The following is a 15248-nucleotide window of genomic DNA, read 5'->3' on the forward strand; positions in this document are numbered from 1 at the left end:
TAAGCATAACAGAATAATAGCATGTCGGAAAAAGTAAAAATTATCGAATGCCCGCGCGATGCCATGCAAGGGATCAAAGGATTTATTCCCACTGAAAAAAAGGTGGCCTACATCAATACATTACTCGAAGCAGGTTTCGACACCATAGATTTCGGCAGCTTTGTTTCCGCGAAAGCCATTCCACAGCTCGCCGACACAGCATTGGTGTTGTCGCAGTTGAACTGGACACCGGAGAAATCTAACTTACTCGCCATCATTGCCAATACACGAGGCGCCCTGGAAGCTTCCATGTTTGATCAGATTAAATATCTCGGTTTTCCTTTCTCTGTATCTGAAACTTTTCAGCAACGAAATACAAACGCTTCAATGAATGAAGCATTGAAAAGAGTAGATGAAATCCAAAACATCTGCCTGAAACAAAACAAACAACTGGTTTTATATATCTCTATGGGTTTTGGAAATCCGTACGGAGATCCCTGGCATCCGGAGATTGTATTGGAATGGAGTGAGAAGATGATTGCGATGGGAATTAAAATAATTTCGCTGGCTGATACAATTGGTGCAGCAGATCCGGAGGTGATCTCCTTACTATTCAAGCAGCTGATTCCTGCGTTTCCTGCAATTGAGTTCGGTGCGCATTTTCATACCACACCTGATCGCTGGCGCGAAAAAGTGGAAGCAGCATACATGAATGGTTGTCGTCGTTTCGATGGAGCAATTAAGGGTTTCGGTGGTTGTCCCATGGCAAAAGATGAATTGACAGGCAATATGCCTACGGAACAAATGCTTTCATTTTTTGAAGAGATGAAAGTTGAAACCGGCATTGAAATGCATGCTTTTCAGAAAGCGCTGCTTGATTCGAATTCCGTTTTTGAAATGATACACTGATTTAGCGTGCTCCGAAAATAGCACTTCCGATACGCACCATATTACTTCCTTCTTCCACGGCGATTTTATAGTCGCCGCTCATTCCCATGGAAAGTATTTCGGGTTTGAAATTTTCAGAACGGTAAGATTTCATTTCTTCAAAAAAAACTTTTAGAGATCTGAATTCTTTCCTTACTTGAATAGGGTCATCTGTAAATGTTGACATTCCCATCATGCCTTTAATGCTGATATTTTGAAGCGCTGAAACTGATTTGTCAAAAAGGAGATCACGGGCTTCATCGAAACTCAATCCGAATTTTGTTTCTTCCCTGGCGATATAAATCTGTAGCAGCACATCCTGAGTCCTTCCATTTCTTTTTGCCAGTTTATTTACTTCTTCCAATAATTTCAGACTGTCAATGGAATGAATAAGTGAAACAAACGGTGCAACAAATTTTATCTTGTTGGTTTGGAGGTGACCAACGAGATGCCACTGAATATCCTTTGGCAGCGCCTCATATTTATCAGTGAGTTCCTGCACTTTGTTTTCTCCGAAAATCCGCTGCCCTTCTTCATACACGCTGCGTATTTCTTCAGCAGGTTTGGTCTTGCTGATAGCAACGAGTGTTACATGGTGTTGCCGAAGGTAGTCCCTGATAGCCGCAAAGGTTTCATTCATTGTTCATCATTCTGTGCTTAAAAAGAAATACTTTTGCCGCGTAAAAGATAACGATTGAACTTGCTGATTTCAAAGTGGCTCTGGATAGTAACTCTATTCATTGTATTCATTTACTGTGCCTGTGCTTCTGAAATTGAAAAAGCGCCGGACGGAATTTTATCCAAAGATAAAATGATTGCAGTCTTATTGGATGTGCATATTGCAGAATCTTCTGTCAACAGTCGCGGCATGACAAATCAGCAATTGAATCAAAATGTTGCTGCAAAGTATGAGGATGTGATGAAGAAAAACGGGACCACTTTTGACACCTTCAAAAAATCGTTTGATTATTATCTTCATCATCCTGAGCAATATGAAGAGATCTACCTGGAGATCGTGAATAAACTCACAGCATTAGAAGGAAAAGCTAAAGCAAAAGAACTGGTGCTGAAAAAGGAGGGTGTAGATTCTATTCCCGGGCATGCCGGCGTTGTTAATGATACAGTTCTCAGAAAAGAAATGCAATTGGCGAAATAATCATTCAATCTGAAGTTTCAATTTATAGTTAATCAACTGCGAATTCCTATTTTCAACCACTAAAAAAATTTGAAGCGATGATAGACAAAAGAGTTTCCGGAGCAGATGAAGCGATTCGCGATATTCCTGCTGGCGCAACATTAATGCTCGGTGGATTTGGTTTGTGTGGTATTCCTGAAAATTGTGTGGAAGCATTGGTACGCAAAGGAATCAAAGATCTTACCTGCATTTCTAACAATGCAGGAGTTGACCAGTTTGGTTTGGGAATGCTGCTGAAGACACGGCAGATAAAAAAAATGATTTCATCTTACGTTGGGGAGAATGCTGAATTTGAAAGACAATTGTTGGCAGGAGAACTGGAAGTAGATCTCATGCCTCAGGGCACGCTTGCCACAAGCATTCAAATGGCTGCCATGGGAATTCCGGCTTATTTTACCGGAGCAGGGTTCGGAACTGAAATAGCAGAAGGAAAAGAAGTGCGTGAATTCAATGGTAAAATGTACCTGATGGAATATGCATTGCACGCTTCATTTGCAATGGTTAAAGCATGGAAGGGTGATTCAATGGGTAATCTCATTTTCAGAAAAACTACCCGCAACTTTTCTACCTCGATGGCCAAAGCAGGCGATATTACAATTGCAGAAGTTGAACATTTGGTGGAACCCGGCGAACTGGATCCCGATCAGGTGCATGTGCCGGGTATTTATGTCCATCGTATTTTCCAGGGAACGAATTATATGCGACGGATTGAAAAGCGGACGGTGGCGATAAAGATTGGAGTGTGAGGAGTGGATGTGCCGATGTGCCAATTGAAATATAGGTGCCGATGTGATGAGTGTTTGTTTGGAAGTATGGTTTTCCTGGTTTGGTTTTATTTATTTCGACTTGAAATTGTTTTTTAGATAATCAATACTTAAAGTGAAACATGGCTTTAGATAAATATGGTATTGCAAAACGGATTGCGCAGGAATTAAAGGATGGTTATTACGTGAATCTGGGAATAGGCATTCCGACCCTGGTGGCGAATTTTGTTCCGCGTGACATCAGCATTGTTCTGCAATCAGAGAATGGAATTTTAGGGATGGGGCCTTATCCGACTGAAGAAGAAGTAGACCCGGACCTGATTAATGCCGGAAAAGAAACCGTCACTGTAATTCCCGGAGCCAGTTTTTTTGATTCGGCAGAAAGCTTCGGAATGATTCGCGCAGGCAAAGTTGATCTTACAGTCTTAGGCGCGATGGAAGTTTCTGAAAACGGTGATATTGCCAATTGGAAAATTCCGGGAAAAATGGTGAAGGGAATGGGTGGTGCGATGGATCTTGTAGCGGCTGCAAAAAATATTATCGTAGCCATGATGCATACCAATCCAAAGGGAGAATCAAAATTGCTTCCTGAATGTTCACTGCCTTTAACAGGTGTTAAATGTGTGAAACGAATTGTAAGTGAACTGGCTGTATTGGATGTAACGCCGGATGGTTTTAAGTTGATCGAGCGCGCACCAGGTGTAAGTGTTGAAGAAATAGTTGCAAAAACTGCGGGCAGGTTAATTGTAGAAGGGGAGATTCCTGAAATGAGAATATGAAGAATTAAAATGACCTTCAGATACGATTCGAAAACTCATCTTCCATTAAAAGACGAAATAAGTCATTGTAGGAACATAAACTTCTTTGTAATTTTCGTTGTCTGAAGCCTGACAGTAAAAATCCTCAATCGTAAACAAAAATTTTTATTATGGAAACACTCACCAAGCCTGCAGCAGCCACGCAGCTAATTGATTTTCTTCCGATCAATGGAACGGACTATGTCGAATTTTATGTAGGCAATGCGAAACAGTCTGCACATTATTATCAAAGTGCATTCGGTTACGAGCCTGTTGCCTATTGCGGACTTGAAACTGGAATCAGGGACAGAGCTTCTTTTGTAATGCAACAGAACAAAATCAGGTTGGTACTCACAACTTCCTTAGTGGCTGACTCACCGATTTCAGATCATGTAAAAAAACATGGCGATGGCGTAAAGGTGATTGCGCTGTGGGTAGATGATGCTACTAAATCTTTTGAGGAAACAGTGAAACGCGGCGCGAAACCGTTTATGAAGCCAACCCTGGAAAAGGATGAACACGGTGAAGTAATTCGCTCCGGAATTCATACATATGGAGAAACCGTTCACATTTTTGTGGAGCGTAAAAATTACAAGGGCATTTTTCTTCCCGGATTTAAACCTTACAAATCGATGAAGAAAACGGAGCCACTGGGTCTCAAATATGTTGACCACATGGTGGGAAATGTGGGCTGGAATGAAATGAACACCTGGGTAAAATTTTATGAAGATGTAATGGGCTTCAAAAACATTCTTTCATTTGATGATAAGGATATCAGTACCGAATATTCCGCGCTGATGAGTAAGGTGATGAGCAGTGGCGATGGCAGAATAAAGTTTCCCATCAATGAGCCGGCAGAAGGAAAAAAGAAATCGCAGGTGGAAGAATATCTTGATTTCTATGGCAGTCAGGGTGTGCAACACGTAGCGGTGGCCACTGACAACATTATTGAAACAGTTACTGAATTGCAAAAACGTGGTGTTGAATTTCTAAAGATTCCCGCATCTTATTATGAAACAGTTCTTGACCGCGTTGGTCATATTGATGAAGATCTTGCACCATTGAAAGATTTAGGAATTTTGATTGATCGTGATGATGAAGGATACCTGTTACAAATATTTTCAAAACCGGTGGAAGACCGTCCGACTTTATTTTATGAAATTATTCAACGCAAAGGAGCCAATTCTTTTGGCAAAGGAAATTTTAAAGCGTTGTTTGAAGCCATTGAACGCGAGCAGGAACTGCGGGGAACTTTGTAATGATACAACATGCTGCCTCGTTGGCTATTTCCGGAATATCGTTTCCTGAAAGCAATAATCGTAATCCAATTTCTACTCGTCACGATAAAACGATCGTTCACCTTATCGCTGTTTCACTTTGTTGCCTGCTTGCTCTTTTTCTTCCGGGAAAAATAGTTGCGCAATCCACAGCATCAGTATTGACCAACAGGATTTCCAAAACCTGGCGGATGCAAAACCTGGAAGAAACCAACAAGCCTGCTGCTAATGATCAGGTAGCTGGCGAATTTATACTCGCGCTTCATGCTGATTATACTGTAGAACAGGGAATGTATCCTGACGGGTTGATCAAAGGAACCTGGTCTGTTGACGAACAAAACCGAATGGTCTCTGTGAGGGACAATGAAACAGGAATCATTTACAAAATGAAGATTGTTAAGCTGACTGATCATGAATTAGTGCTGCAGGAACAATCTGCTACCAGTAATCTCACTATTTATTACAAAGAAAAATAGAGCTGATTTGCAAAGCTGCAATAGGTGTCCTCATTTTTAAGATGTTCGGATTGATTGACGTCCCCGTTATACATTCTCTATAGTCAGTTTATAAAATCCCTTTGCGCAAACTTACAACTGTTAAGTGTTTGCTCTTTATTTTCAAAAAAAGGAAAATACTCCACTACCCTCATCTATTCTGTTCCTTATTTTTTAGGAGATGAAAACCATGCCGGATTGAATTAAAGAATGTGTTTTCAGAATGCAGTGTTATGTGTGGAAATTAAATTAGTTGCCTTCATTTTGAAATAGAATTCATAAAGGGTTTCTTTCTTCACCCAACATACATTACATGATGCTTTTGATTTTTTTGGAATTGAAAATGCGAACTGTTCGCAACATCATTTGATATAATTATAGCATGGAAACAAAAAATAACATTTCATGAATTGTTCATTTAAACTGCATTTGACTGATTAAAGTCATCTTCAGGATGATTTCAAAAAAAATATTTTCACTTTTTTTTCTTTCATTTTTCAAGATGAATAACTTGAAATAAATGTTCATGCGTGCTGATTTTATTGCTGTTGAATTGAATTCATGAATAGGTGAGTCAACGTGAAAATTATTTTAGTGGTGTTGAAAGCTTTGCTGGCTGCGTGTTTCAGCATCCTATAAAATCAGTGTTGGAAAAAAATTAAAAATTATTTTTTAAAAATGTTCAACTGCATTTCTGTTTTGCATAACAAAATAAGTTTGCAGCATGATGTTGTTTGCCTTATTCACATTGTTGTGTGAATAAAAATGTTCAAAAATATTTTTGTTATGAAACGATTCATTCTTATTTTGATGAAAATTTTAAACTATGGCTACAAAAAAGAAAGCAGCGAAAAAGGCTGCAAAGAAAGCAGCTCCGAAAAAAGGGGCTAAAAAAGCAGCTAAGAAAAAATAATTTAGCTAAGCTTTTTTGAATAACGGGGCATCGAAAAATCGGTGCCCCTTATTTTTGTGGTAACCTCAGGAAATTTTCAACGCCACCTATTGTGCGTATAAATTGAATGGAGTTGAATGAAGTTAATTGAAAAGAAGGGAATGGTTAAATTGTCTGATTGCTAAATGCTGTGGCGAAGGCTGTGTGTATGCTAACTGCACAATTAAAGTATCAGCTTTGATTTGTCATGGAAGATGAAAAGCTAAATTGTCAAATAGTTAAATGACTCCGGAGAAGCCGATGCATTGATTCGTTAAACCAACAGCATATCATCGGGAGTTTGTTCAAAGTAAGTTGAACGGTTGAATTGCTGTATGGCTAAACGGTTGCTGCGAATCCGGAGTATGTATTCCTGAAATAATCAGCGCAACTATTTCTTTATTGGAATGTCTTTTCAACAGTGGGATATACATGTTTTATCAACGCAGCATATAAACCAGCTTTGCTGTAACAATTAAACAGTTAAGCAATTTAACCATTTAGCCAGCCAGTCATCTATCCTGACCCATCTTTACCTCACCAATAGATTCTAGTCAAACGACTGATTCGAAAGATCCGCCTGTTTCAGCATTTCTTCATATTCAGCCGGCGTAAGATCATTGAAGAAGAAGTTTACCGGATCGATATGCACGCCGTTTTTTATCACTTCATAATGACAATGTGGTGCAGTGGATTTGCCCGTGCTTCCCACATAACCAATCACATCACCGCGTTTCACCGGTTGTCCTTCACGAACAATAATCCTGCTCATGTGAGCATAATGAGTCTGATATCCAACCATGTGATTGATAGTTACGTTATTGCCATAACCACGATCACCATATTCAACAATACTGATAGTGCCATTGCCCGTTGCATGAATCGGAGTTCCGCTGGGCGCGGTAAAATCCAGTCCCTCATGCATCTTCGGAATTTTATAAATCGGATCTATCCGCATTCCAAAACCGGAAGCAATGTGCGACAAATCTTTATTGCTGATAGGTTGAATTGCGGGAATTGAGGATAACACTTCTTCCTTTTTCTTAATCAACAATGAAATCTCATCATAAGATTTCGATTGAATGTAAAGTTGCCTGCGAATCTGATCCAGCTTTTCCGAAGCCGTCACCATCAGTTGTCCGTTGTCGTAGTTCATCAGTTCACGGTATTTGTTAATGCCGCCTGATCCCGCCTGTCGCACACTCGAAGGAATCGGTTCTGCTTCAAAGATTACCCTGTAAATATTATCATCACGGTCTTCAAGGTCCGTCACTACTGCCGACATCTGATCGAGTTTTTTGTTCAACAGATCATATTCCAGCTGCATCTGGTTGATCTCGCGGTGGAGCGCTTTCTCCTTTGGTGAATCGAGATAGGTATAAGCGAGGTAAACAATAATAAATGCAAAAACAAGAGCGGCAGAAATAAATCCAAGAACGCGCAGGAATCTTGTCCGGAAAGCTTCTTCAAACTTTTCGTAACGCAATGCCTGGGTATTGTAATAGTATTTTACCTTTTTCATATTTCAAATCGTTCGTAACGGAATCTCCTGATCAAAGTCAATTGATTGCTGAAAACAAAACATTCAATGCATTTTATTTTCTCTCAAACACCTTTCACCGCACCACGCTTGAAGTAGTATTATTAGCTAATTTTACGCGCCCGAAGCAGTGGGAACTGAACAAAATTAACCAAATAAATTTCTGTAAACAAAGAACGACCATTACAACTCATATCATGAACGCTAAAGAAATACGCTCCGCTTTTCTTGAATTCTTTGCTTCCAAAGGTCATGCAATCGTGCCTTCGGCTCCTATTGTAATAAAGAATGATCCTACGCTGATGTTTACCAATGCAGGCATGAACCAGTTTAAAGATATTTTCCTGGGCGATAAAATTCCTGTTTCGAAACGTGTGGCAGATACTCAAAAATGTTTACGCGTATCCGGAAAACACAATGACCTCGAAGAGGTGGGTATTGATACTTATCATCATACCATGTTTGAAATGTTGGGTAACTGGTCATTCGGTGATTACTTTAAAGAAGAATCTATTGCATGGGCCTGGGAATTGCTGACTCAGGTGTATCAATTGCCTGCCGACAGATTATACGTCACCATTTTTGAAGGTGATGCGAAGGAAGGTTTAGAGAAAGATGAGGAGGCCGCAACTTTCTGGAAGAAATGGATTGCGGAGGACAGGATTATTTCAGGCAATAAGAAAGACAACTTCTGGGAAATGGGCGATACGGGTCCATGCGGCCCCTGCTCGGAAATTCATTTTGATAACCGTGATGACGAAGAAAGAAAAAAACTGGAAGGAAAAAATCTCGTGAATACCGGAGATCCGCAAGTGATAGAAATCTGGAACCTCGTTTTCATTCAATTCAATCGTCTGTCAAACGGGTCGTTGCAACCATTGCCTGCAAATCATGTAGATACAGGAATGGGCTTCGAGCGGCTGACACGTGTGATTCAGCAAAAAAAATCCAACTACGATTCTGATATCTTTCAACCGTTCATAGCGTTCATTGAAAATAAGTCAGCTATTAAATATGGCACTGCTGAAAAAACAGACGTTGCCATGCGCGTGATGAGTGATCATATACGTGCGATTGGATTTGCAATTGCAGATGGACAGTTACCGTCGAATACCGGAGCAGGTTATGTGATTCGCCGTATTCTTCGCCGTGCTGTACGTTATTATTACAGCTTTCTCAATGTGCAGACACCGGTCCTTTTCGAACTGGTGGAAATTCTTGCTAAGGAGTTCGGCGATGTTTTCCCGGAAATCAGCAAACAGCAGTCATTTGTTGCAAGAGTTATTGAAGAAGAGGAATCCTCGTTCCTGAAAACATTGTCGGATGGAATTAAACGGTTTGATCAGTATGCTGCAACATTAAAAGGCAATGCCAGGATGGTGGAAGGAAAGTTTGCTTTTGAGTTGTATGATACATTTGGTTTTCCGATCGATCTCACGCAACTACTGGCTGCAGAAAAAAACATTACCGTTGACCTTCCTGGATTCAACACGAGTTTAGATGAACAAAGAAAAAGATCAAGGAAGGCTGCTGAAGTGGTAACCGGTGATTGGATCGAGCTCAAGAAAGTTGACAAGATTGATTTTCTCGGATATGATTCACTGGAAGCTCAGTCAAATGTTGTGAAATACCGCAAGCAAAAAGCAAAAGACAAGGAAGTTTTTCAGTTGGTATTAAATCAAACACCTTTCTATGCAGAAAGTGGTGGTCAGTTGGGTGACCAGGGGAAATTATTTTTCGGGGAAGAAGAAATTAAAGTGCTTGATACCAAAAAGGAGAATGAGCTTATCATTCATTTTGTAAACAGGTTTCCAAAATCGTTTGATGAATCCGTGTTGGCAAAAGTGGATGTTGTTGCAAGAAATAGTATCATGAGCAACCACACGGCCACTCATTTAATGCATGCTGCATTACGTAAAATTCTTGGCACACATGTGCAGCAAAAAGGATCGTTGGTGGCACCTGATCATCTGCGTTTTGATTTTTCGCATTTCGCTAAAGTAACCAGGGAAGAGCTGGACGCGATTGAAACAATGGTGAATCAGAAAATAAGAGAGAATATAATTCGTGAAGTGGATGTAATGCCTGTTGCAGAAGCGATGAAAACCGGAGCGATGGCTTTATTCGGTGAGAAATACGGCGATAAAGTTCGTGTAGTCACTTTCGATAAAAATTTCTCCCGTGAATTATGCGGTGGCACCCATGTTCATTCTACCGGAGCAATTGGCTATTTCAAAATTATTTCTGAAGCAGCCGTGGCAGCAGGTGTTCGTCGCATTGAAGCAATTACCGGTGAAGCTGCGGAACAACTGATTCGTTCCACTTTCAATCGCCTGGAAACAATTGGTTCGTTACTCGGCAATGCAAAGGATGCTGAGAAAGGCATTCAACATTTACAGGAAGAAAATGCGCAGTTGAAAAAGCAGGTGGAATCATTCACTGCTATGCAGGTACAACAAGTAAAAGAAATGTTGAAAAAAACGTCAGAAAATATCGGAGGCATTCAGTTTATCGGCGCGGCTACTTCGTTGAACTCGGCTGATGCATTGAAAAAGCTTGCTTATGACTTACGAAATGAGGTAGAAAATCTGGTAGGTGTATTTGGTGCGGAAGCTGATGGAAAGGCACACCTTATGATTATTATTTCTGATAACCTCGTGAAGGAAAAATCGCTTGATGCAGGGAAAATGATCCGGATAATCAGCAAAGAAATAAATGGTGGTGGTGGTGGACAGAAATTTTTTGCTTCAGCAGGAGGCACTCATCCCGCCGGTATCAATAAAGCAATTGAAGCAGCCAGAGACGGGTTGAACGCAACAATAGGATAACCCTGCAATAATTCTTTTCCTGCTCCTTAGAATTCGAAAAGGTTATGGAGATGTGGTTATTCCACTTTCTTACCCGCAAAATTCATTTGCGTATTATCATAAAATTGGGGAGGATCATAAGAACCGCTAATGGCTTCAGTAAAGAGATATAAACTGTCTCCATTGAAATTGCCTACAATATTATGGTTGAATTCATTAAGCGCAAAAACACCGGCGGAGTCAACAAAAATCGGAGGTGCATCACTACCATGAATATCGATGAAGCCAATGGTTTCGTCAGTTATAGTAACTGTATAAGTATAAGCAGTGTCAATCTTATATACTCCATCCGCATCTACACCTGCACTGTGCTTTTCCACCCAACCTTCGTAAGTACCTGCATACTTAATCGTGTCTTCAGGTGGAATTGGATGTATTACTACTGGAGGCAGTTCATCTTTACAGGAAGCAAGAGCAAGCAGCAGGCAAAAAGAAAGTATTTGAATTTTCATAGTTCGCTAAATCGTGGCAAAAATAAGATAAATTCTACTTTCAAAACGTGAGCCACCATTTGGTGAGCCTGATTGTTTTCTTATAGAAGAAATACCAAATGCAATGCTTTTAATTAATGGATCTCTATGTAAAAATTTATTGTTAAGAATTGAACATTAAGCTTGCACAATTTGCATAAAAAAAAGTGTTTATTGTAAAAAAGGTAACAAATGATTGCTTTTTTGACAAAAAGACTTAATCTTTGTTTATATGAATGTAACGCAAGCCGTTAAGGATGTTCCGCACACCGAGCTTGACCAGCTTGATTTTCAAATCCTCTCGCAGCTTCAGCAAGACGGGCGTAAATCTTTTACTGACATCGCGGAGCAGTTGAAAGTATCGGTTGGCACGGTACGCAATCGCGTTCAATGGTTAACCGAAACAAAAACGCTGCAAGTGATTGGCCGGGTTGATCCGGAAAAGATCGGATTTCATGCGTATGCACATATTTTTATCAATGTAAGTCCGGCCAGCCTGATTATTCCGGTGGCCGAGAAAATTGCAAAGCTGCCTGAAGTAAGTTTTCTCGCCATGATCTCCGGCAACTTCGATCTTGAAGTGAACGTGATGTGCCGCAATAACGAACATCTGATCTGGCTGATGAACGAAAAAATTCATAAAATAAAAGGGGTGGATGAAACATCCACCAACATGTATTTCCGCGTTTTTAAAATTGCGCAGCCCGATTTAAATCTTGTTAAGACATCAACCGCTTCCAACAAAAAAATAAAGAGCGTATGAAACAGTTTTTCCTTGCAAAAGCATACCGGCTTCGTTCATTCCGCTATAATTTATTTGCTACCGCCAGCTTCAGCTTTCTAAAAAAACGATCTGGTGGATTGCATTTCAAACGCTACCGGCAATTGATTTTAACGGTATACTTTTCCCTTTTCACCATCGCAGCTTTTTCGCAAACTACACTGAAAGGTAGAATTACCGATTCCGGGTCTGAACCTCTTATCGGTGCCACTGTGCGTTGGAAGGAAGATCCTTCGAAAGGAACGCAAACCGACGAGGATGGAAAATTTCTGCTCGGTGTTTCTGCTCCAAATGGAACATTGGTTTTCTCCTATATTGGTTACGACGATTACGAAGAAGCATTTTCACCGGTTAAAACAACATTCAGCATTCAGCTTGCCCTGCACCGGGAACTGGACGAAGTGATCGTAGTTGGTTATGGCTCACAGAAAAAAAGTGATATAACCGGAGCGATTTCTTCAATTAAAGGAAAGGAACTTGAAGGCCTTCCCAATGTCAATCTGGGTACCAGCTTAACAGGGAAAGCAACCGGCATTTATGTTAAAACACCGTCCGGCACACCAGGTGCAGGTTTGTTGGTGAGTGTGCGTGGCAGTGAAAATCCGTTGTATGTGGTGGATGGCATTCCAATGCTCAGCGAAAGTAATTCCAGTCTTTCCACTTCTTACGATACGCAGGGAAATACCACGGGCAATGGACAGGGCGTTTCTTCCATTGCAGATATAAATCCAGATGACATTGCAAGTATTGAAATATTAAAAGATGCATCTTCCGCTTCTATATATGGAGCGCGCGCAGCTAACGGTGTAGTGCTCATCACAACTAAACGTGGTGCTGCCGGAAAAACCAGTTTTAATGTGAATTCCTATACCGGAATACAAAGTGTTTCCAACAAGATAAAATTTATGAGCAGCGATCAGTTTGTTGCGTTGGTAGAAGATGGCCGTGCACAAGACCTGAAAAAATATGAAGAAGACCCGTTGTATTTCGGCGAAGGCTTCGATCCATCTATACTCACCAATCCATTACCGGAATCATGGTTTACCGGCGTAAACACTGACTGGTTGAACGAAGTAATGCAGACAGCTCCGGTGAGCAGCATTCAACTTTCTGCCAGCGGTGGTTCGGAGAAGAATCATTTTTATATCAGCAATTCTTATTTTACACAGGAAGGTATTGTCATCAACTCTGACTATAAAAGATTTAACAACAGAATGAATTTTGATCAGACAGTGAATGATCATCTTTCTTTCGGAGAAAATTTCTCTTTCACGTATTCACAGAATCAAAGAAGTTTCAACGATGATACATACACCGGAATCGTTACGAATGCATTGGGTTGTTCACCATTAATGCCTGCTTATAATGACGATGGAACATATGCTGATTATACGCAGTACCAGGCTGCATGGCTGAGCGATAATCCTGTGCTGAGTGCCAACGAAGTAACTGCAACTTCTATCAGCTATCGTGCCTTGGGAACAGTGTGGGCCAACTATGCATTCAATGACAAATGGGCTTTTAAAACTTCCTGGTCTGCTGATTTTACTTACGTTACTGATGATCAGTATTGGTCGCCCATCACCACAGATGCAAGTGAATTAGGAGGAAAAGCATTCAATGGAAGTTTCAAACAGATGAATTGGCTTGGTGAAAATATTCTCACTTACAATACATCGTGGAATGATGTGCACCATCTTACTGCACTTGGCGGATTTACGATGCAAAAAAATGTATCAAACCGACTAGGAGTTGGTGGACAAGGTTTCCCGATAGGAAGCGGATTGCAAAATGTTTCCAGCTCTGCAATCATCACTTCACGCATTGCTGATGGCACAGCCTGGTCGTTGGTTTCTTTTCTCGGAAGAGTGAACTATGATTACAAAAGCAGGTACCTTTTTAGTTTCAGCATACGCGCTGACGGTTCTTCACGGTTTGGTCCGGAAAACCAATATGGATATTTTCCGGCGGGCTCTGTTGGCTGGAGAATCAGCGATGAAAATTTCTTTCCCGAAAGCAAAGTTTTCACCAACCTGAAGCTTCGGTTCAGCTATGGTCTTACAGGTGATCAGGAGATTGGTGATTTTCAGGATGTCAGTTTCTGGTCGCCAATTACCTACAACGGCATTGCCGGATTGGGTCCGCGCAATATTGCCGATGCATCCCTTCGCTGGCAAAGCAACAGGAAGTTAAATGCGGGAGTTGATTATGAACTGTGGGGCGGAAAACTCAGTGGTTCATTTGAATACTACCGTGAAGTGAAATATGATCTTTTGAGTGAAGATGCAGTGCCCGGGACTTCCGGTTTTCCTTCCATCACACGCAATGCAGGACAAGTGCTGAACAATGGATGGGAATTAAGTTTTAATGCCACACCTGTCCGTGGTACAGTTACCTGGGATATCGGATTCAACATTTCTTATCTGCACAATGAAGTGCTTGAACTCACCAGTGATAGCCTGTTGCTGTATGCTTACAATGATCTTGCGCCATCGCACATTCTTGCTGTCGGACAATCGCAGGGATCTTTCTGGGGAATCAATTATCTCGGCGTTGATCCTGAAACCGGTGATCCGATGTATGAAGATTTAAATGGTGACGGTTCCATTGATGACAATGATGCAACTATAATTGGCAAAGCACTGCCGGATTATTATGGCGGAATAAATACCAGTTTGCGCTGGAAGAATTGGGGGTTCGATTTAAACGCTACTTATTCAATTGGCAATGAAGTGTATAATCTTATTCGTGGTGAATACCTTTCGCTCGGTTATGGTGCAGAAGGCTGGGATGCGGAAAATAATTTGTACCTGGTTTATTCCAACAATCCTGAGTATGCAGATGAGAGATGGATGACTGCAGGTGATCAATCAGATATTCCAAGAGCATCCCTCATCAATTCAAACAACCTGCAGAATTCAACACAGAATCTTGAAAGCGGTTCGTACCTGCGATTAAGCGATATCACATTGAGTTACCTGATCAGGCCTAAAAATCCAACGTACATCAATTCACTGCGGTTGTATGTTGAAATGCAAAATGCATTCACATTTACGAAGTACAGTGGCTTTGATCCGGAAGTGAGCAGCACAGGTGGAGCGGATATCAATACCACCGGCGTGGATTATGCAGCGTATCCGAAAGCAAGAACTTTTTTACTGGGTTTGAACTTAAGTTTTTAAACAGTCAAAAACCTTATCATGAAAATCAGACTTGAAAATAGATG

General features: G+C 40.8%; 12 protein-coding genes. 9 read left to right on the forward strand and 3 right to left on the reverse strand.

Features of this window, described 5'->3' with window-relative positions; translation table 11 throughout:
- Positions 1–21: 21 nt before the first annotated feature.
- Positions 22–888 (forward strand): hydroxymethylglutaryl-CoA lyase, encoded by an 867-nt coding sequence (locus IPO83_00370; protein ID MBK9729746.1) that lies wholly within the window; start codon positions 22–24, stop codon positions 886–888.
- Position 889: 1 nt separating this feature from the next.
- On the opposite strand, the gene IPO83_00375 is transcribed toward IPO83_00370, so the two are convergent.
- Entirely contained in the window at positions 890–1546 is a 657-nt protein-coding gene (locus IPO83_00375; protein ID MBK9729747.1) for a YggS family pyridoxal phosphate-dependent enzyme, read from the reverse strand.
- Between the two features lie 54 nt (positions 1547–1600).
- Between IPO83_00375 and IPO83_00380 the strand changes: the two genes are divergently transcribed.
- From IPO83_00380 to IPO83_00400, 5 genes are all read left to right on the forward strand, one after another.
- The gene (locus IPO83_00380; GenBank protein ID MBK9729748.1) at positions 1601–2062 is read left to right on the forward strand and encodes a DUF4296 domain-containing protein; all 462 of its coding nucleotides are present in this window, start codon (positions 1601–1603) and stop codon (positions 2060–2062) included.
- A gap of 77 nt (positions 2063–2139) precedes the next feature.
- Positions 2140–2847, forward strand: a complete 708-nt coding sequence (locus tag IPO83_00385; GenBank protein ID MBK9729749.1) for a CoA transferase subunit A — start codon at positions 2140–2142, stop codon at positions 2845–2847.
- Positions 2848–2987: 140 nt separating this feature from the next.
- Positions 2988–3644: a CoA transferase subunit B gene (locus tag IPO83_00390; GenBank protein ID MBK9729750.1), complete on the forward strand. Its 657-nt coding sequence runs from the start codon at positions 2988–2990 to the stop codon at positions 3642–3644.
- A 149-nt stretch (positions 3645–3793) separates the two neighbouring features.
- The gene (gene hppD, locus IPO83_00395; GenBank protein MBK9729751.1) at positions 3794–4921 is read left to right on the forward strand and encodes a 4-hydroxyphenylpyruvate dioxygenase; all 1128 of its coding nucleotides are present in this window, start codon (positions 3794–3796) and stop codon (positions 4919–4921) included.
- The gene (locus IPO83_00400) at positions 4921–5415 is read left to right on the forward strand and encodes a hypothetical protein (GenBank protein MBK9729752.1); all 495 of its coding nucleotides are present in this window, start codon (positions 4921–4923) and stop codon (positions 5413–5415) included. The genes hppD and IPO83_00400 overlap by 1 nt, the downstream gene beginning before the upstream one ends.
- Positions 5416–6914: 1499 nt before the next feature.
- Here the strand turns inward: IPO83_00400 and IPO83_00405 are convergent.
- On the reverse strand, positions 6915–7886 hold the full coding sequence (locus IPO83_00405) for a M23 family metallopeptidase (protein ID MBK9729753.1): 972 nt from the start codon (positions 7884–7886) through the stop codon (positions 6915–6917).
- Between the two features lie 215 nt (positions 7887–8101).
- Between IPO83_00405 and alaS the strand changes: the two genes are divergently transcribed.
- Positions 8102–10732, forward strand: coding sequence for an alanine--tRNA ligase (gene alaS / locus IPO83_00410; protein ID MBK9729754.1), 2631 nt, complete (start codon positions 8102–8104; stop codon positions 10730–10732).
- A gap of 56 nt (positions 10733–10788) precedes the next feature.
- On the opposite strand, the gene IPO83_00415 is transcribed toward alaS, so the two are convergent.
- Entirely contained in the window at positions 10789–11223 is a 435-nt protein-coding gene (locus tag IPO83_00415) for a hypothetical protein (protein ID MBK9729755.1), read from the reverse strand.
- Between the two features lie 250 nt (positions 11224–11473).
- On the opposite strand from IPO83_00415, the gene IPO83_00420 reads away from it, so the two are divergent.
- Both IPO83_00420 and IPO83_00425 read left to right on the forward strand, forming a co-directional pair.
- Positions 11474–12004, forward strand: a complete 531-nt coding sequence (locus tag IPO83_00420; protein MBK9729756.1) for an Lrp/AsnC family transcriptional regulator — start codon at positions 11474–11476, stop codon at positions 12002–12004.
- The gene (locus IPO83_00425) at positions 12001–15204 is read left to right on the forward strand and encodes a TonB-dependent receptor (GenBank protein MBK9729757.1); all 3204 of its coding nucleotides are present in this window, start codon (positions 12001–12003) and stop codon (positions 15202–15204) included. The genes IPO83_00420 and IPO83_00425 overlap by 4 nt, the downstream gene beginning before the upstream one ends.
- The last annotated feature ends 44 nt before the right edge of the window (positions 15205–15248 follow it).

Source organism: Chitinophagaceae bacterium, assembly GCA_016717285.1.
In the GTDB taxonomy this organism is placed as follows: Bacteria; Bacteroidota; Bacteroidia; order Chitinophagales; family UBA10324; genus JACCZZ01.

Coding starts and splice junctions, on each gene's coding strand:
- IPO83_00420 (MBK9729756.1), top strand. CDS start 11,474: ATGAATGTAACGCAAGCCGTTAAGGATGTTCCGCACACCGAGCTTGAC.
- IPO83_00370 (MBK9729746.1), top strand. CDS start 22: ATGTCGGAAAAAGTAAAAATTATCGAATGCCCGCGCGATGCCATGCAA.
- IPO83_00415 (MBK9729755.1), bottom strand. CDS start 11,223: ATGAAAATTCAAATACTTTCTTTTTGCCTGCTGCTTGCTCTTGCTTCC.
- IPO83_00400 (MBK9729752.1), top strand. CDS start 4,921: ATGATACAACATGCTGCCTCGTTGGCTATTTCCGGAATATCGTTTCCT.
- alaS (MBK9729754.1), top strand. CDS start 8,102: ATGAACGCTAAAGAAATACGCTCCGCTTTTCTTGAATTCTTTGCTTCC.
- IPO83_00390 (MBK9729750.1), top strand. CDS start 2,988: ATGGCTTTAGATAAATATGGTATTGCAAAACGGATTGCGCAGGAATTA.
- IPO83_00405 (MBK9729753.1), bottom strand. CDS start 7,886: ATGAAAAAGGTAAAATACTATTACAATACCCAGGCATTGCGTTACGAA.
- hppD (MBK9729751.1), top strand. CDS start 3,794: ATGGAAACACTCACCAAGCCTGCAGCAGCCACGCAGCTAATTGATTTT.
- IPO83_00385 (MBK9729749.1), top strand. CDS start 2,140: ATGATAGACAAAAGAGTTTCCGGAGCAGATGAAGCGATTCGCGATATT.
- IPO83_00425 (MBK9729757.1), top strand. CDS start 12,001: ATGAAACAGTTTTTCCTTGCAAAAGCATACCGGCTTCGTTCATTCCGC.
- IPO83_00375 (MBK9729747.1), bottom strand. CDS start 1,546: ATGAATGAAACCTTTGCGGCTATCAGGGACTACCTTCGGCAACACCAT.